At 72.3% G+C, this 17,001-nt stretch carries 16 protein-coding genes and 1 riboswitch; of the genes, 12 read left to right on the forward strand and 4 right to left on the reverse strand.

Annotated features, from left to right (window positions below):
• Positions 1-34 precede the first annotated feature (34 nt).
• From ASG95_RS01865 to ASG95_RS01885, 5 genes are read left to right on the forward strand one after another with little or no spacing between them, the layout of a single operon-like run.
• Positions 35-1,105: an Ldh family oxidoreductase gene (locus ASG95_RS01865; protein WP_057376351.1), complete on the forward strand. Its 1,071-nt coding sequence runs from the start codon at positions 35-37 to the stop codon at positions 1,103-1,105.
• Positions 1,102-1,416, forward strand: coding sequence for a putative quinol monooxygenase (locus tag ASG95_RS01870; protein WP_057376352.1), 315 nt, complete (start codon positions 1,102-1,104; stop codon positions 1,414-1,416). The genes ASG95_RS01865 and ASG95_RS01870 overlap by 4 nt, the downstream gene beginning before the upstream one ends.
• Positions 1,413-2,519, forward strand: coding sequence for an isocitrate/isopropylmalate dehydrogenase family protein (locus tag ASG95_RS01875; protein WP_057376353.1), 1,107 nt, complete (start codon positions 1,413-1,415; stop codon positions 2,517-2,519). The genes ASG95_RS01870 and ASG95_RS01875 overlap by 4 nt, the downstream gene beginning before the upstream one ends.
• Positions 2,512-2,946, forward strand: coding sequence for a cupin domain-containing protein (locus tag ASG95_RS01880; RefSeq protein WP_057376354.1), 435 nt, complete (start codon positions 2,512-2,514; stop codon positions 2,944-2,946). The genes ASG95_RS01875 and ASG95_RS01880 overlap by 8 nt, the downstream gene beginning before the upstream one ends.
• On the forward strand, positions 2,943-4,370 hold the full coding sequence (locus ASG95_RS01885; RefSeq protein ID WP_057376355.1) for an aldehyde dehydrogenase family protein: 1,428 nt from the start codon (positions 2,943-2,945) through the stop codon (positions 4,368-4,370). Before ASG95_RS01880 ends, ASG95_RS01885 begins: the two co-directional genes overlap by 4 nt.
• 4 nt (positions 4,371-4,374) lie before the next feature.
• On the opposite strand, the gene ASG95_RS01890 is transcribed toward ASG95_RS01885, so the two are convergent.
• Together ASG95_RS01890 and ASG95_RS01895 are read right to left on the reverse strand one after the other, a co-directional pair.
• Entirely contained in the window at positions 4,375-5,385 is a 1,011-nt protein-coding gene (locus ASG95_RS01890) for a hypothetical protein (RefSeq protein WP_057376356.1), read from the reverse strand.
• On the reverse strand, positions 5,378-5,866 hold the full coding sequence (locus ASG95_RS01895; protein WP_057376357.1) for an RNA polymerase sigma factor: 489 nt from the start codon (positions 5,864-5,866) through the stop codon (positions 5,378-5,380). The genes ASG95_RS01890 and ASG95_RS01895 overlap by 8 nt, the downstream gene beginning before the upstream one ends.
• A 166-nt stretch (positions 5,867-6,032) precedes the next feature.
• On the opposite strand from ASG95_RS01895, the gene hutH reads away from it, so the two are divergent.
• From hutH to ASG95_RS01915, 4 genes are all read left to right on the forward strand, one after another.
• Complete coding sequence (hutH, locus tag ASG95_RS01900; RefSeq protein ID WP_057376358.1) at positions 6,033-7,598, forward strand: histidine ammonia-lyase; 1,566 nt, start codon at positions 6,033-6,035, stop codon at positions 7,596-7,598.
• A gap of 45 nt (positions 7,599-7,643) precedes the next feature.
• Complete coding sequence (gene hutU, locus ASG95_RS01905) at positions 7,644-9,302, forward strand: urocanate hydratase (protein WP_056921946.1); 1,659 nt, start codon at positions 7,644-7,646, stop codon at positions 9,300-9,302.
• A gap of 140 nt (positions 9,303-9,442) precedes the next feature.
• Positions 9,443-10,846, forward strand: a complete 1,404-nt coding sequence (locus ASG95_RS01910; RefSeq protein WP_057376359.1) for a metallophosphoesterase — start codon at positions 9,443-9,445, stop codon at positions 10,844-10,846.
• A gap of 115 nt (positions 10,847-10,961) precedes the next feature.
• Positions 10,962-12,065, forward strand: a complete 1,104-nt coding sequence (locus tag ASG95_RS01915; protein WP_057376360.1) for a metallophosphoesterase — start codon at positions 10,962-10,964, stop codon at positions 12,063-12,065.
• Here ASG95_RS01915 and ASG95_RS01920 read toward each other — a convergent pair.
• Positions 12,062-12,574 (reverse strand): aminoacyl-tRNA deacylase, encoded by a 513-nt coding sequence (locus ASG95_RS01920; protein WP_056921949.1) that lies wholly within the window; start codon positions 12,572-12,574, stop codon positions 12,062-12,064. The two genes, ASG95_RS01915 and ASG95_RS01920, sit on opposite strands and share 4 nt — an antisense overlap.
• Positions 12,575-12,753: 179 nt before the next feature.
• Here ASG95_RS01920 and ASG95_RS01925 point away from each other — a divergent pair, with 179 nt between their 5' ends.
• Genes ASG95_RS01925 through hutI form a run of 3 tightly spaced genes read left to right on the forward strand, consistent with a single transcriptional unit; the run spans position 12,754 to position 16,444 of the window.
• A complete protein-coding gene (locus ASG95_RS01925) occupies positions 12,754-13,962 on the forward strand; it encodes an allantoate amidohydrolase (RefSeq protein WP_255358308.1) in 1,209 nt (402 codons plus the stop codon).
• On the forward strand, positions 13,959-15,284 hold the full coding sequence (locus ASG95_RS01930) for a formimidoylglutamate deiminase (protein WP_057376361.1): 1,326 nt from the start codon (positions 13,959-13,961) through the stop codon (positions 15,282-15,284). The genes ASG95_RS01925 and ASG95_RS01930 overlap by 4 nt, the downstream gene beginning before the upstream one ends.
• Positions 15,281-16,444 carry an imidazolonepropionase gene (hutI, locus tag ASG95_RS01935; RefSeq protein ID WP_057376362.1) on the forward strand — a complete coding sequence of 388 codons (1,164 nt, stop codon included), beginning with the start codon at positions 15,281-15,283 and terminating at the stop codon, positions 16,442-16,444. The genes ASG95_RS01930 and hutI overlap by 4 nt, the downstream gene beginning before the upstream one ends.
• Positions 16,445-16,451: 7 nt before the next feature.
• Here the strand turns inward: hutI and ASG95_RS01940 are convergent, their stop codons facing one another.
• Complete coding sequence (locus ASG95_RS01940) at positions 16,452-16,730, reverse strand: DUF4235 domain-containing protein (RefSeq protein ID WP_057376363.1); 279 nt, start codon at positions 16,728-16,730, stop codon at positions 16,452-16,454.
• A gap of 105 nt (positions 16,731-16,835) precedes the next feature.
• Positions 16,836-16,938: riboswitch (TPP riboswitch) on the forward strand.
• The last annotated feature ends 63 nt before the right edge of the window (positions 16,939-17,001 follow it).

Raw genomic sequence — 17,001 nt, forward strand, 5'->3', positions numbered from 1 at the left:
CCTCAGTCTTGCACAGCCGAACCGAGGAGGACGAGTGGACTTCGCAGCGAGCGACCTGGCGCGGTTCGCCACGGACGTGCTGGTCGCGGAGGGAGTCCCCGAGGCCGACGCCGCCCTGCTGGCCGACTCGCTGGTCACGGCCGAGCTGTGGGGCCACGCCTCGCACGGCATGCTCCGGCTGCCCTGGTACGTCACCCGCCTGCGGTCCGGGGCGATGGAGCGCACCACCGCAGCCGAGGTGGTCCGCGACGGTGGCGCGGTGGTGGTGCTCGAGGGGGGCCACGGCATCGGCCAGGTGCTGACCCAGCGGGCCGTCGAGCTCGGGATCGAGCGCGCCCGCGTCCATGGCATCAGCGGGGTGGCCGTCCGCAACTCCGGTCACTTCGGCACCGCCGCGTACTTCACCCGCCAGGCCGCCGAGGCGGGCTGCGTCGCCCTCCTGGTCACCAACGCCAGTCCTGCCATGGCCCCCTGGGGCGGCCGGGTCAAGGCGATCGGCACCAACCCCTGGTCCATCGCCGCCCCGGCCGGCCGCCATGGCGTGGTCGTGATGGACCTCGCCAACACGGCCGTCGCCCGCGGCAAGGTCTACCTCGCGGCTGAGCGCGGCGAGGCGATCCCCGAGGGCTGGGCGGCCACTGCAGACGGGACCCCGACCACCGACCCCGCCGAGGCCATCGCCGGCCTGATCCTGCCGATGGCCGGACCCAAGGGCTACGTCATCTCGTTCATGATGGACGTCCTCGCGGGCGTGCTCACGGGCAGCGCCTTCGGTGACGGGGTCGCCGGTCCCTACGACCCCGACCGCCGCAGCGGGGCCGGCCACCTGCTCATCACCATCGACGTCTCCGCCGTGTCCGACGCGGCCGAGTTCTCGGCTCGCATCGAGGCGCTGGTCGACCAGACCCGCGGGGGTGAGCTCGCCGCCTGGGCGGACGAGATCCTCGTCCCCGGCGAGCTCGAGGACCGCAGCCGAGCGCGGTTGGCCGCACACGGCATACCCCTGGCTGCCACCACGCGGGACGCGCTGGCGACGCTCGGCCGGGAGGCCCGCGTCGCCCTGCCTGCCCCGCTCATCCCGACTGGACCGGAGGTCCTCGCATGATCGCCCTCGTCGTCTCCCTCGACGTCGTCCCCGGCCGCCTCGACGAGTTCTCCGAGGCCATCGCCACCAATGCCGAGCGGTCGTTCACCGACGAGCCGGGCTGCCTCTACTTCGACGTGGTGCAGGACCTGGCCGACGACCACCACTTCGTGTTCTACGAGCTCTACGCCGACGAGGAGGCCGTCACCGCCCACCGCGCCGCTCCGCACTTCGCGCAGTGGCGGGCTGCTGCCGACCGGTGCGTCGTGCCGGGCAGCCAGGTGAACACCCTTGCCGCGCAACGGTTCCACCACTCGCGGGGGGAGTCGTGAAGCTCCTCGTCCTGCCCGGTGACGGCATCGGTCCGGAGATCACCGACGCCACGGTCGCGGTGCTCGGGGCGCTCGACGACCAGCTCGGGCTCGGCCTCGAGCTCGAGCAGCGCGACATCGGGCTGGCCTCCCTGGCGGCCGTCGGCACGACCCTGCCGGACGACGTGGTGGCCAGGGTGACCGAGGTCGACGGCACCGTCCTCGGCCCGGTCTCGCACTACGACTACCCGGCCCGCGACCAGGGCGGGATCAACCCGTCCGCCGAGCTGCGGACGCGGTTCGCGCTGCACTCCAACATCCGCCCCTGCCGTTCCGTGGAGGGGTTGAGCGTGCTGCGCACCCCGATGGACCTCGTGATCGTCAGGGAGAACACCGAGGGGTTCTACGCCGACCGCAACATGTATGCCGGTAGCGGCGAGTTCATGCCCGACGAGGACTCGGCGTTCTCGATCCGCAAGGTCACGGCACAGGCGTCCCGACGGGTGGCCAGGACCGCGTTCACGCTGGCCCGCTCCCGGCGCCGACACGTCACCGCGGTGCACAAGGCCAACGTCCTCAAGCTGTCGGACGGCCTGTTCCTGCGGTGCGTCCGCGAGGTCGCCGAGGAGTTCCCCGACGTCGAGCTCCGTGAGCTGATCGTCGACGCGGCTGCCGCCAGGCTGATCCGCGACCCCGGGTCGTTCGACGTCGTGGTGACCACCAACATGTTCGGCGACATCCTCAGCGACGAGGCCTCCGAGCTGTGCGGCAGCCTGGGCCTCGGTGGGGCGGTCAACGCCGGCGACGGGATCTGTGTCGCGCAGGCCCAGCACGGGTCGGCCCCCGACATCGCCGGGCAGGGGATCGCCAACCCGGTCTCACTGATCCTCTCGGCGGGCATGCTGCTCGACTGGCACGGTGCCCGCTCCGGGAGGCCCGAGCTGCGCGGCGCGTGGGACCACCTCGACCGCGCCGTCACCTCCGTCGTCGCCGACCCCGCCACCCGCACCCGCGACCTCGGCGGCTCCCTCGGCACCGCCGACTTCACCCGCGCCCTCATCGACGCACTGACCCACATGACGCCGACCCAGATGGCACCGACCCAGGAGGTCTCCCGTGGCTGACCAGCCGCTCGCCCCCAACCTGCTGATCCGACCCGACGCGGTCCGTCCGTTCGACCGCGGCAACGGCGTCGTCACGATCCCGTACGTCGGGAAGTGGAACTGCGAGAACAACCGGGTCACGACCGGTCAGACGCAGTTCCAGCCCGGCACCGGCCTGCCTCTGCACAGCCACAACGTCGAGGAGTCGGTGCTCGTCCTCGAGGGCGAGGCGGTTGCCGAGATCGGCGAGGAGCGTTTCGACCTCGAGGCCGGCGAGGCGACCTGGGTGCCGGCTGGCATCCCGCACCGGTTCCACAACCGCGGGGAGGGCGTCATGCGGATCTACTGGGTCTACGGCGGCCGCGACGTGACCCGCACGATCACCGCGACGGGAGAGACCTTCGAGCACCTCTCGGAGAGCGACCGTGGGGGGTTGAGCACCCCGTGAGCGCCGACGTCACCACCACCGGCACGGTCTCGACCAGCACGGTCACGACCACCAACCCCGCCGACGGGACCACGCTGGCGAGCTATCCGTCGATGGGTCCCGCCGAGGTCGAGCAGGCTGTCGCGCTCGGTGCCGACGCGGCCCGCGGCTGGGGCCGGGTCCCCGTCGCCGACCGCGCGGCGCTGCTCACCCGGTTCGCCGCCCACCTGCGCGCCGACGCCGAGCGGTATGCCGCCCTGGTCACCGCGGAGATGGGCAAGCCCTTGGCGCAGGCGCGGGGAGAGGTCGAGAAGTCGGCGGTCACCGCCGACTACTACGCTGCGAGGGCCGCGACGATCCTGGCTCCGCGAGAGGTCGAGATCGACTCTCCCGCAGGGGTTTCCGCCTTCGTCACGCCCGAGCCGCTAGGTCTCGTGCTGGCCGTGATGCCGTGGAACTTCCCGGTCTGGCAGGTGATGCGGTTCGCGATCCCTACCCTGGCGGCCGGCAACGGTGTGCTGCTGAAGCACTCGCCCAACGTCACCGGGACGGCCTTGGCCCTGGCCGAGGCGTTCGAGCGGGTCGGCTTCCCCGCCCACCTCGTGACGGCCCTGGTCCTGGTCGAGGACGACGTGCCCGACACCGTCGGCGGGCTGATCGCCGACGACCGGGTCGCCGCCGTCACCCTCACCGGCAGCAACCGGGCCGGTGAGATGGTCGGCGCTGCCGCAGGTCGCGCGTCCAAGCGGTCGGTCCTGGAGCTCGGCGGGTCCGACGCGTTCGTGGTCCTCTCCGACGCGGACGTCCCGGCCGCCGCGGCGGCTGCCGTGGGGGCCCGCTTCACGAACTCCGGCCAGAGCTGTGTGTGTGCCAAGCGGTTCGTCGTCGAGGCGCCCGTGGCTGAGGAGTTCACCAGGCTGTTCCTCGAGGGCGTCGAAGCCCTGTCCGTCGGCGACCCGACCGACCCGGCCACCAGCGTGGGACCGCTCGCGCGCGGCGACCTGCGCGCCGCCCTCCAGCGGCAGGTCGACCAGTCGGTCGCGGCCGGAGCCACGCTGGCGGCCGGCGGGCACAGCATCGACGGCCCCGGGTCCTTCTACGAGCCGACCGTCCTGCTCGACACCGGACCCGGCATGCCGGCCTTCGACGAGGAGACCTTCGGCCCGGTCGCGGCGATCGCCGTGGCCGCCGACGAGGACGAAGCCGTGCGGCTGGCCAACGCGACGCCGTACGGGCTGGGGCTCAGCGTCTGGAGCCGGTCCACCGAGCGGGCCCTGGGGGTCGCCCGCAGGGTCACCTCCGGGGCTGCCTTCGTCAACGCGGTCGTCGCCTCCGACCCGAGGGTGCCCTTCGGTGGCACGAAGCGCAGCGGCTACGGCCGCGAGCTCGCCGAGGCCGGCATCCTCGAGTTCACCAACCAGCGCACCTACTGGGTGTCTGGCTGACCGGTCAGCTGCCCGCCGACCAGTCGCGCCAGTCCGCGGGGAGCTCGAGTCGCCGGAACGCCTCGGTCGCCGTCGCCGGCACCTCGAAGGTGCGCCAGGTCGTGCCACCGTCGCTCGAGGCGACCAGGACCACGCCCTTGGGCAGCCGCTCACTGTCGTTTCCCGACTCGGGCATCCGGTAGAAGGCCAGCACACCCTTCTCCCTGGTGTCCGCGGGTGCGAACACCGTGTCGGTGCTGGTGGGGAGCGCATGCTCCTGGACCTGGCCTCGGCCGTCGACCCAGACCGCGCGGTGGCCCGTGACCCCCCACAGGAGGGTGTCCTGGGTCGGTGCCCAGCGGGCGACGGGCACGTCCATGCCCATCAGCCGCCGGTTCGCCACGTCGACCACGCACAGCGCACCGGACCCGCAGGCCACCACGTCTGTGCCGGGGCGCGCGGGCAGCAGCGTGCTCGTGCGCACGTCCCGCAGGGCAACGGGGTCGCGCAGGTCCGCCCGCAGCATCATCGGCGAGACCCCCTCGCGGGACAGGTCGACGTAGAAGGCACCGCCCGGCAGTGCGTCGTAGCTCTCGTCCTGCGACAGCCCCCACATGTGCCGACTGCTCCGGCCGCCCTGGGTGACCTCGACCGCCACCTCGCAGTCGACGCTGTTGAAGCTCGGCACGAGGCTGCGGCAGCGAGTCCACACCCTGGCCTCGGCGCCCGCGTCGTCGGGGGAGCGCAGGGTCCGCAGGAGCGTCGACCGGGGGTGGCCGACCACCTCGTCCACGGTCAGGAAGTCCACGGCGCCTCGCACGACGTCTGTCGTGCTGGTCCGGTCAGTCGGTGGGGTCGCCTCGCGGTGACCGCCCGAGGTCGTCACCACCGCGGCCAGGGCCACCACAGCCGCGCACGTGATGCTCGCGACGGCGGCCGAGCGGCGGCGACGTCGGCCGGCCACGGCGACCAGCTCGGCGAAGTGGGGGGCCGCGACCTGGTCGGCGACCCGGCGCAGGTCCATGAGGTCAGACATGTTCGGACTCCTCCCTCAACAGCTCCGCCAGGGCGGCACGGGCCCTGGAGAGCCGCGACTTGACGGTGCCCTCCGGGATGTCGAGCTCGGCGGCCACTTGGGTCGTCGACAGGTCGGCGACGTAGTGCAGGACTGCCGTGAGCCGCAGGTCGTGGGGCAGCTGGGCGAGTGCGGTGACCAGGGCGACGTGGTCGGGAGTCAGCTCCACCGCCCCCGGTCCGCCCGGCGCCGGCACCCGCACCCGACGGACGACACCCAGGTGGCGCCACCGGTTGCGGACGTGGTTCACGGCGACGGTGCGCAGCCAGGCCTCCGGGTTGTCGACCCTGGCGAAGTGGGCGCCCTGCCGGATGGCCTTGATGAACGCCTCCTGCACGGCGTCCTCGGCCTCGGCCAGGTCGCCGCAGACGCCGAGCAGCTGCACGACGAGCCGCTGGTACGACGCGTCGTAGACCCGGCTCACGACCTCGTGACGCTCCATGGCACCTCGGCTCCGTCCTCAGTCCGATGTTGACACCCTGACGACACCTGGGGCAGTGGTTCGGTTCGCGTCCACCGCGCCCGAGTCTCTCCACGCGTCTCGCATGCGAGACGGTATGCCGCGTGCGTGGGGCGCGCTCGCGGCATACCTCCGCTGCAATGGAGGCATGACCACCACTGCCACCTCCGTGCCGACGGTCAGCGTCGGCACCGGCCCCATCTCGTTCGACGACGTCGTGGCGGTCGCCCGCCATGACGCCCGGGTCGAGATCTCTCCGGAGTCGCTCACCGAGGTGCGCCGCACCCGCGGCGTGATCGAGGCGCTGGCCGACGACACGGTGGCGCACTACGGCGTCTCCACCGGGTTCGGCGCTCTCGCCACCCGGCACATCCCCGTCGAGCTGCGGGCCCAGCTCCAGCGGTCGCTGGTCCGCTCGCACGCGGCGGGCTCCGGCGCGGAGGTCGAGCGAGAGGTGGTGCGGGCCCTCATGCTGCTGCGCATCTCGACGCTCGCGACCGGGCGCACGGGCATCCGCGAGGAGACCCTGACGACCTACGTCGCGATGCTCAACGCCGGCATCACCCCGGTGGTCCACGAGTACGGCTCCCTCGGCTGCTCGGGCGACCTCGCCCCGCTGTCGCACTGTGCGCTGGCGCTGATGGGCGAGGGCGTCGTCCGCGACGCCGAGGGTGTGCGGATGCCGACCAGCGAGGCGTTCGCCGCGGCCGGGATCACGCCGGTCGAGCTGCGCGAGAAGGAGGGCCTGGCCCTCATCAACGGCACCGACGGCATGCTCGGCATGCTCGTCCTCGCGATCACCGACCTGCGGATGCTGCTCAAGGTCGCCGACGTCACCGCAGCGATGAGCGTCGAGGGCCAGCTCGGCACGGACGACGTGTTCGCCGCGGACCTGCACGCGCTCCGTCCCCAGCCCGGTCAGGCGTTGTCCGCCGCGAACCTGCGAAAGATCATGCAGGACAGCGGCATCCGTGACAGCCACCGAGACCCGGAGGCGTGCACGCGGGTCCAGGACGCCTACTCGCTGCGGTGCTCACCGCAGGTGGCGGGCGGGGTCCGCGACACCGTCGAGTATGCCGCGACCGTCGCCGGCTTCGAGCTCGCCTCCGCGGTCGACAACCCGGTGGTGACGCCTGACGGCCGGGTCGAGTCCAACGGCAACTTCCACGGGGCGCCGGTCGCCTACGTGCTGGACTTCCTCGCGATCGTCGCAGCCGACCTGGCGTCGATCTCCGAGCGTCGCACCGACCGCTTCCTCGACGTGTCGCGCAACCACGGGTTGCACGCGTTCCTCGCTGACGACCCCGGCGTGGACAGCGGCCACATGATCGCCCAGTACACCCAGGCCGCGATCGTCTCGGAGATGAAGCGGCTCGCCGCACCCGCGTCGGTCGACTCGATCCCCTCCAGCGCGATGCAGGAGGACCACGTGTCGATGGGGTGGTCGGCGGCGCGCAAGCTGCGCCGCTCGGTCGACGGGCTCACCCGGGTGCTGGCGGTCGAGCTGCTCACGGCGGCCCGCGCCCTCGACCTGCGGGCTCCGCTCACCCCCGCGCCCGCCACGGCGGCGGTCGTGCAGGCACTGCGCGACGCCGGCGCCCCCGCACCGGGCACCGACCGCTTCCTCGCCCCGGAGATCGAGACCGCGGTCCAGCTCGTCGCCACCGGTGCGGCGGTCGCAGCAGCAGAGTCCGTCACCGGCCCCCTCAACTGACACCACGGCATACCCGACTCGTCGAAAGCACTCAAGGAGAACGACATGGAAGGCGCTCGCCCCGTCCGCTCACCCCGCGGCACCCAGCTCACCCACGCCACCCACTGGGGCGCCGAGGCGCCGCTGCGGATGCTGATGAACAACCTCGACCCAGAGAACGCCGAGCGTCCCGACGACCTCGTCGTCTACGGCGGCACGGGACGGGCGGCTCGCGACTGGAAGTCGTTCGACGCCATGGTGCGCACGCTGAGCACGCTCAAGCAGGACGAGACGATGCTCGTGCAGAGCGGGCGCCCGGTCGGCGTCATGCAGACCCACGAGTGGGCGCCCAGGGTGCTCATCGCTAACTCCAACCTGGTCGGCGACTGGGCGACCTGGCCGGAGTTCCGCCGGCTCGAGCACCTCGGGCTGACGATGTACGGCCAGATGACCGCCGGCTCGTGGATCTACATCGGCACCCAGGGCATCGTCCAGGGCACCTACGAGACCTTCGCGGCCATCGCCGAGAAGAAGTTCGGCGGCACGCTGGCCGGCACGCTGACCCTCACCGGCGGCTGCGGAGGCATGGGTGGTGCCCAGCCGCTCGCGGTGACCATGAACGAGGGCGCCTGCCTGATCGTCGACGTCGACGAGACCCGCCTGCGCCGCCGGGTCGAGCACCGCTACCTCGACGAGGTCGCCGACTCCCTCGACGACGCGATCGAGAAGGCCGTGGCCGCCAAGAACGAGCGCCGGGCCTGGTCCGTCGGCGTCGTGGGCAACGCCGCCGAGGTCTTCCCCGAGCTGCTGCGCCGGGGCGTGCCGATCGACATCGTCACCGACCAGACCAGCGCGCACGACCCGCTGTCCTACCTGCCCGAGGGGATCGAGCTGGGCGACTGGCACGAGTACGCGGAGAAGAAGCCGGAGGAGTTCACCGACCGGGCCCGTGCGTCGATGGCCAAGCACGTCCAGGCCATGGTCGAGTTCCAGGACGCCGGCGCCGAGGTCTTCGACTACGGCAACTCGATCCGCGACGAGGCCCGGCAGGGCGGGTACGACCGGGCGTTCGAGTTCCCGGGCTTCGTGCCGGCCTACATCCGGCCGCTGTTCTGTGAGGGCAAGGGCCCGTTCCGCTGGGCCGCCCTCTCCGGCGACCCGAAGGACATCGCGGCCACCGACAAGGCCGTCCTCGACCTCTTCCCCGACAACGACCGGCTGCACAAGTGGATCCGCGGCGCGCAGGAGCGGATCGCGTTCCAGGGCCTGCCGGCCCGCATCTGCTGGCTCGGCCAGGGTGAGCGCGACAAGGCGGGGCTGGCGTTCAACGAGCTGGTCCGCACCGGCGAGGTGAGCGCACCCATCGTCATCGGTCGCGACCACCTCGACACCGGGTCCGTCGCAAGCCCCTACCGCGAGACCGAGGCCATGCTCGACGGTTCCGACGCCATCGCCGACTGGCCGCTGCTCAACGCCCTCGTCAACACCTCCTCCGGCGCCAGCTGGGTGTCGATCCACCACGGTGGTGGCGTCGGCATCGGCCGCTCCCTGCACGCCGGCCAGGTCTCCCTCGCCGACGGCACCGAGCTCGCCGCCCAGAAGCTGGCTCGCGTGCTCACCAACGACCCGGCGATGGGTGTCATCCGGCACGTCGACGCGGGCTACGACATCGCCGAGCGCACCGCGCAGGAGCAGGGCGTCCGCATCCCGATGCGGGAGGGCTGACCGACCCACCCGGACCGACCAAGGGGCGGCCCCGAGTTGCCGGGGTCGCCCCTCCGGCGTACACCTGAAGGACCGGGTGCAGTGCTGGAGGGGCGATGCGACAGGTCTTGGGGAAGTCGATAACGGTTGTCCTGACGGCGGTGACGGTGGTCGGCGCCAGTCTCCCGACGGCGGTCGCGGACACGGTCTGTGACCGCATGGACCGGGCCACCTGGCACGTCGCGCGTCCGGACACCGGCGCCAGTCTCCTGACGCCGTGGGCGGACGAGGCCACCAAGGCGGCCGCCTACGGCTTCACCGACCCGCAGGGCACCCCCTTCCGCTCCTCCGTCACCCCGCGGGTCGGACTGGTGGCAGTGGACCGGATGTTCAGCTCCCGCATCAACGACTTCCAGTGGGTGGTCGACGGGTCGACCGCCCAACGCGAGGCGCTGGCCGCGGGCTATGCCGACCAGGGCCCCGGCTTCTACGCCTCCGGGTTGCGGGTCCCCGGCTGCACCCGGGCGATCGCCTCCTTCGTCCGCCAGGGCCGACACCGCTACGCGCCGGCCGCCGAGGCCCCCGCCTTGCTGGCCGCCGGGTGGGTGCGGGTCCGCACTGCCTTCCACGCGCCCCTGATCGAGCCGTCGACCGCGCCCCCCGCCGATCCGGTCTTCACCTTCGCCGTGATGCCCGACACCCAGAACGAGGTGAACAGCACGGACATCCGCTTCCCGAAGCGGGTGGACTGGCTGGTCACGAACCGTGCCCTCCTCGACCTCAGGTGGGTCCTGCACAGCGGCGACCTCCAGAACTGGGACACCCCGGCGCACGAACAGTTCGCGAACATGAGCAGGTGGATCGAGACCCTCGAGGCGAACGGCCTGCCCTTCCTCGCGGTGCCGGGCAACCACGACACCGCAGCGGTCTGTCCGGGCGGGTCGGCGTGCCCGAACGCGAACACCAACGTCACGGTGCGTGACACCAGGACCTGGAACGCGTACTACCCGCCCTACCGGTTCGGGCTGCAGGGCGTCTACGAGACCGGCAAGTCGGACAACGGCTGGCGCACCTTCTCGGCGGGCGGCGTGGGGTGGCTGGTGCTGGACCTCGAGCTCTGGCCGCGCACCGGGGTGATCGACTGGGCGAAGAACGTCGTGGCCACCCATCCCCACCACAACGTCATCGTCGTGACGCACTCCTTCCTCACGTCGAAGGGAGCCATCTCCGCGAGCAACGGTGGCTACGGTGCGACCGCCCCGACGACCCTGTGGGCGGCGCTCGACGACTTCCCCAACGTCGTGATGTTCTTCAGTGGGCACGTCGGCCAGGCCTTCAACACCTCGGCCACCGCGGTCGACGGCCACAAGGTGGCGATGTTCCTGCAGACCATGCACGCCCCGTACACCAACCCCGTGCGGCTCGTCACCGTCGACACCAGGGCCCGCACCATCCACACCTGGGTGCGGTCCAACGTCGACCGCTCCTACCCCGTCGGCCAGCAGGACGTCACCCGGGTCTACCCCTACACCGCGACCATCTCCCTCATGCGCTGGGTGCGCTGAGTCGCATCCGTCACCAGGCGTCACCGGGCGCTCCTCCGGACGGCGTATGCCGGGTGGTGACCACCCGGCATACGCTGGCGCGACGGGGCGGTGCAACTGAGGTGGGGTGACCGGGATGGGGCGAGCGGGGAGGGGGCGACGCGCGCTCGGGCTCGGCGCCCTGACCTGCGCCCTCGCCCTCATGACCGTCGGGTGCACGACTCCGGAGCCTCCGAGGAGCCCGGGCACCACGGCGACGGCCGCGCCCACCGGCACCGCTGCGGTGTCCGGCACGCCGGCACCCACGGCGGAGCCGCTCCCTCCGGTCGCCGACCCGGCCACGACCTTCTCGTTCGCCGTCATCCCGGACACCCAGCCCGAGGTGAAGGCCGACGACCCACGCACCGACAAGCGGGTCGCGTGGCTCCTCGCCCACCGTGAGCAGCTGAACCTCCAGTGGGTGCTGCACAGCGGTGACGTCCAGGACTGGGACACCCCGGACCACCAGCAGTGGGTGAGCATGAGCACCCGGTTCGCGGCCTTGGCGGCGGCCGGCCTCCCGTTCATCGCGGCGCCCGGCAACCACGACACAGCGGCCGTGTGCGAGGGCGGCTCGGCGTGCCCTGGGGCGGACACCGCGGTGACGGTGCGCGACACGACGCTCTGGAACAGGTACTACCCCCCGTCCTACTTCGGCTTCGAGGGACTGGCCGAGCCGGGCAAGTCCGACAACGGCTTCCGCACGTTCCGGGCCGGTGGTGACGACTGGCTCGTCCTCAGCCTCGAGATCTGGCCGCGGCAGCAGGTCGTCGACTGGGCCAGGGGCGTGGTCGCCGCACACCCGCACCACAATGTCATCGTGCTGACGCACATGTTCCTGGAGGGGGACGGGTCGATCTCCACGACCAACGGCGGCTACGGCGCGACCACCCCGACCCAGCTGTGGGATGCGCTCAAGGGCTACCCCAACGTCGTCATGACCTTCTCCGGTCACACGGGTCAGGTCTTCTCCGGCTCGGTGCCTGCCTCCGATGGCCACCGCGTGGCGATGTTCCTGCAGGCCATGCACGCCCCCGACACCAACCCGGTCCGCATCGTCACCGTGGACACCGCCGCCGGGACCATCACGACGCAGGTGCGGTCCAGCTTCGACCGCTCCAAACCCGTGGGACAGCAGGACGTCGAGGAGGTCTACCCCTACTCGACGACGATCACCGGGATGCGCTGGGTGCGTCCCTAGGCGGGTTCGGTGACGTCGGCGACCTGCGCGTCCAGGGCCCGGAGCACGTCGTCGGAGTGCGCGGTCGCGGCCACGCCGTGGGCCCCGGCGCCGATCGAGATCAGGCGCCCGGTGACGGTCGTGTCCGCGACGACCGGGAGCGCGGTGGTCGAGCCGAACGGTGTGATCGTGCCGCGCTCGTAGCCGGTCACCTCCTTGGCGACGGCCGCGTCCGGCATCGACATCCGGTTGACGCCCAGCAGCGCCCGCAGCTTGGGCCACGAGATCTCCCGGCCGCCCGGCACCAGGACGAACAGGAAGTCGTCCTCGGCGCGCCGCACCACCAGGGTCTTGATGATGTCCTGCGGCTCGACGCCCCGCGCTGCGGCCGCTTCCTCGAGGGAGCCGACCCGACCGTGACGGGTCAGGGTGTGCTCGATCCCGCTGGCGGCCAGGGCGGCCGCGGCCCGCGCCTCGCCCTCGGTCGGGATGCCGTCCCGGGTGGGGTCGGAGCCGGTGTCCTGGGTCATGTCGCCATGCTAGGTTCCCGGCGCAGGTTGCGTCTGCCGGGCACCGGTCTGGAATCCGAGACGCAATGCCCGGAGTCCTGCCGTGCGACGGCGGTCCCTGGTGTGGAATGGTCTCGGTGCCGGTTGAGCAGAGCGTCGAGTGGACCTCGCCGTCGGCGCGGCAGAGCTGAGAGGACACCGTGAGCTTCGAGTCGATGTGGTCTGACCTGCATCCGGTCGGACGCAGCGCCCAGAGCGGCGGCTACCGCCGGTTCGCGTGGACCCGCGAGGACCACGACCTGCGCGAGTGGTTCGCGGGGGAGTGCGCGGCGCGCGGGCTCGACCTCACCGAGGACCGGATGGGCAACCAGTGGGCGTGGTGGGGAGACCCTGACTCGGCCGCGGCCAAGGGGGACAAGGGCGTCGTCACGGGCTCCCACCTCGACAGCGTGCCGGACGGTGGCGCCTTCGACGGCCCGCTCGGGGTCGTCAGCGCCCTCGCGGCGGTGGACGCGTTGCAGGCCAACGGGTTCCAGCCCTCCAGGCCGATCGGTGTCGTCAACTTCGTCGACGAGGAAGGTGCCCGGTTCGGGGTCGCCTGCGCCGGCTCACGTGTCATCACCGGAGCCATGACCGCGCGCCGCGCGCGCAGCCTCACCGACGCCGACGGCACGACGATGGCCGACGCGCTCAAGGCGGCCGGGCGCGACCCGCACCAGATCGGTCGGGACGACGACGCGCTGCGGCGGATCGGCAGCTTCGTCGAGCTGCACGTCGAGCAGGGCCGTGGGCTCATCGACCTCGACCACCCCATCGCGGTCGGCAGCGACATCTGGCCGCACGGGCGGTGGCGGCTCGACTTCGCCGGCGAGGCCAACCACGCGGGCACGACCAGGCTCGAGGACCGGCACGACGCGATGCTCGGGTATGCCGCTGCGGTGCTCGCCGCCCGCGAGGCCGCCATCACCCACGGGTGCGTCGCCACCATCGGCAAGGTCGCGGTGACTCCTGGTGGCGTCAACGCGATCCCCAGCGCCGTGACCGGCTGGCTCGACGCCCGGGGCGCCAGCCCGCGCGCGGTCCGTCGCGCGGTCTCCGACATCACCGCGATGGTCGAGCAGTCGGGCGGCAAGATCACGCAGGAGTCCTGGACCCCGTCCACGCCGTTCGACACCTCGCTGAGCGCGCGGCTGGGCACCCGGCTCGGCGGCATACCGGTGCTCGGGACGGGGGCCGGGCACGACGCCGGCATCCTCGCGAACGCCGGCATCCCGACCGCCATGCTCTTCGTCCGCAACCCCACCGGCGTCTCGCACTCCCCGGAGGAGTTCGCCGAGACGTCCGACTGCCTCGAAGGGGTCGCGGCCCTCACCGCGGTGCTCGAGGACCTCGCCGGGGACGCAGCATGACGACCTACTGGGCGGAGCACGCCTGGCTGCCCACGGGACTGGCGACCGATGTGCGGTTCGACGTCGTCGACGGCGTCTTCGCGGGGGTGCACCGCCGCGCGAGGGCGGAGGCCGGTGACGTCCGCCTGCACGGGGTGGTCCTGCCCGGGCTGGCCAACGCGCACAGCCACGCCTTCCACCGCGCGCTGCGCGGCCGCACCCACGGCGACGGCGGCAACTTCTGGACCTGGCGCCAGCAGATGTATGCCGTCACGCGGCACCTCACGCCGGACACCTACCTCGCCCTCGCCCGGGCGGTCTTCGCCGAGATGGTGCTGTCCGGCACCACCGTGGTCGGGGAGTTCCACTACCTGCACCACGACCTGGCAGGGCGGCCCTACGCCGACCCCAACGCGATGGGGTCGGCAGTCATCGAGGCCGCCCGCGAGGCCGGCCTGCGGCTGACGCTGCTCGACACCTGCTACCTCGCCGGTGGCCTGTCTGGCGACGGGCACCTGCCCCTCGACGACGTGCAGCGGCGCTTCACCGACGGGGACGTCGACCGGTGGGCGGCCCGCGTCGCCGCGCTCAGCCCCGACGCGACCACCCGCATCGGGGCGGCGGTCCACTCGGTGCGCGCCGTGCCCCGCGACGACCTGCGCGCGATGGCCGAGGTCACCCGCGGTCGGATCGTGCACGCCCACGTGAGCGAGCAGCCGGCTGAGAACCTGGCCACCCAGATGTTCTACGGCGCCACCCCCACCGGGCTGCTCGACGAGGCGGGACTCCTGGGCGACCGGTTCAGCGCGGTCCACGCCACCCACCTGTCCGACCACGACATCCAGCTGCTCGGTCGGTCGTCGTCGACCGCGTGCTTCTGCCCCACGACCGAGCGCGACCTCGCGGACGGCATCGGCCCGGCCCGTGCGTTGGCGGAGGCCGGGGCCCGGCTGTCGCTCGGCTCCGACCAGCACGCCGTGATCGACCCGTTCGAGGAGGTCAGGGGGCTGGAGATGCACGAGCGACTGGCCAGCAACGAGCGCGGCCGCTTCACCCCCGACGAGCTGATGGCCGCCGCCTCGGTGGACGGCTACCGCAGCCTCGGGTGGCAGGACGCCGGGCTCATCGCCGACGGCGCCGCCGCCGACTTCGTCGTCGTGCGTACCGACACGGTCAACACCGCGGGTGCCAAGGCGGGCCAGATCCTCTACAGCGCAACCCGATCCGATGTCGACACCGTCGTCGTCGGCGGGCAGGTGGTGGTCGAGTCCGGCCGCCACCGGCTCGGTGACGTGGCGGCCATGCTCGGCAAGGCGCTGTCCGACGTCAGGGACCACCAGTGAGCAGCACCGTCGTCACCGGCATCGGCGAGCTCGTCACCTGCGACGGGACCACCCCCGACGGCCTGGGGCTGCGTCACGGTGCTGCAGTCGTCGTGGAGGACGACCGGATCGTCTGGGTCGGCTCGTCGTCGGAGGCGCCGGCGGCCGACCGCGCCGTCGACGTGGAGGGTCGCGCGGTACTGCCCGGCTTCGTCGACTCCCACGCGCACCTGGTGTTCGCCGGCGACCGCGGTGACGAGTTCGCCGCCCGCATGGCCGGCACGCCCTACGACGGGGGCGGGATCGGGGTCTCCGTCGCGGCGACCCGAGACGCCTCGGACGACGAGCTGCGGTCCCTCGTCGCTGCCCGCGTGGAGGAGATGCGCGCCCAGGGCACGACGACCGTCGAGATCAAGAGCGGCTACGGGCTGACCGTCCAGGACGAGGCGCGGGCGCTGCGCATCGCCCGCGAGTTCACCCCTGAGACCACGTTCCTCGGCGCCCACGTGGTGCCCCGCGAGTACGCGGGTGACCGCGCGGCATACCTGGAGCTGCTCACGGGGCCGATGCTGGAAGCAGCGGCTCCGCACGCGAGGTGGGTCGACGTCTTCTGCGAGCCGCACTCCGCGCACGCCTTCACCGAGGACGAGGCGCTGGCCGTCCTCGTCGCCGGACGGCACGCAGGGCTCGAGCTGCGCGTGCACGGCAACCAGCTCGGCCACGGACCCGGCGTGCGCCTCGCCGTCGAGCTGGGGGCGGCCAGCGTCGACCACTGCACCTACCTGTCCGACGCGGACGTCGAGGCACTCGCCGGAGCGGCGGACACGACGGTGGCGACCCTGCTGCCGGGGGTCGAGTTCTCGACCCGCTCGCCGTACCCGGACGCGGCGGCCCTGCTGCGGGCCGGGGTGTCGATCGCCCTCGCGACCGACTGCAACCCGGGCACCTGCTACTCGTCGTCGATGCCGTTCGTCATCGCGCTCGCCGTGCGCGAGATGGGCCTGACGCCGGGTCAGGCCGTGCTCGCGGCGACCGTCGGCTCGGCGAAGTCGTTGCGGCGCACCGACATCGGTCGCATCGAGGTCGGGGCGCGCGCTGACCTGACCGTGCTCGACGCGCCGTCGCACGTGCACCTGTCCTACCGCGCCGGGGTCCCGATCGCCCGGGCGCTCGACCTCTAGCGACGCGTCAGGCGTCGCCCTCCTGCATGGCCTTGGGGAGGTGGCCGGCCGACTTCTGGTAGTACTGGGCCGCCTTCCGGGTCACGATCACCTTGGCCGCCCCGACCGCGAGACCGGTCAGCGCCGCGAACGCGATGGCGTCCTTCCATGGCGTCCGCGGGTCGCGCGGGTCGACGACGGCGTCCCGGCCGGCCTTCTTCCAGACCGTGGTGACCACCTTGTTGGCGATGACGCCGGCGAGCACCGCCGACCCGGTCCCGAGCACTCGCCACACCAGTGGTCCCATGTCGCACCTCTCCCGTTCCGATCGCCTGCCGACCGCTGTCCCGGCCGCGGCAAACTGCTGCTGACCTGCGCCTCCACCCTGTCACATCGTGGAGTAGTCTTCGACGCGTAACGACAGGGGAGCGCGCAAGCGCTGAGAGTGCGGGAGACCGCAGACCCTCACACCTGATCCGGTTCGCACCGGCGTAGGGAGTCGAGATCTCAGACACCTGTCGGGCGAGTGCGCCACCACAGGTGCTCCTCTCCCGGCAGCTGTCTCCCCGAGGTATCCA

The organism is Phycicoccus sp. Soil803 (assembly GCF_001429685.1).
In the GTDB taxonomy this organism is placed as follows: Bacteria; Actinomycetota; Actinomycetes; order Actinomycetales; family Dermatophilaceae; genus Pedococcus.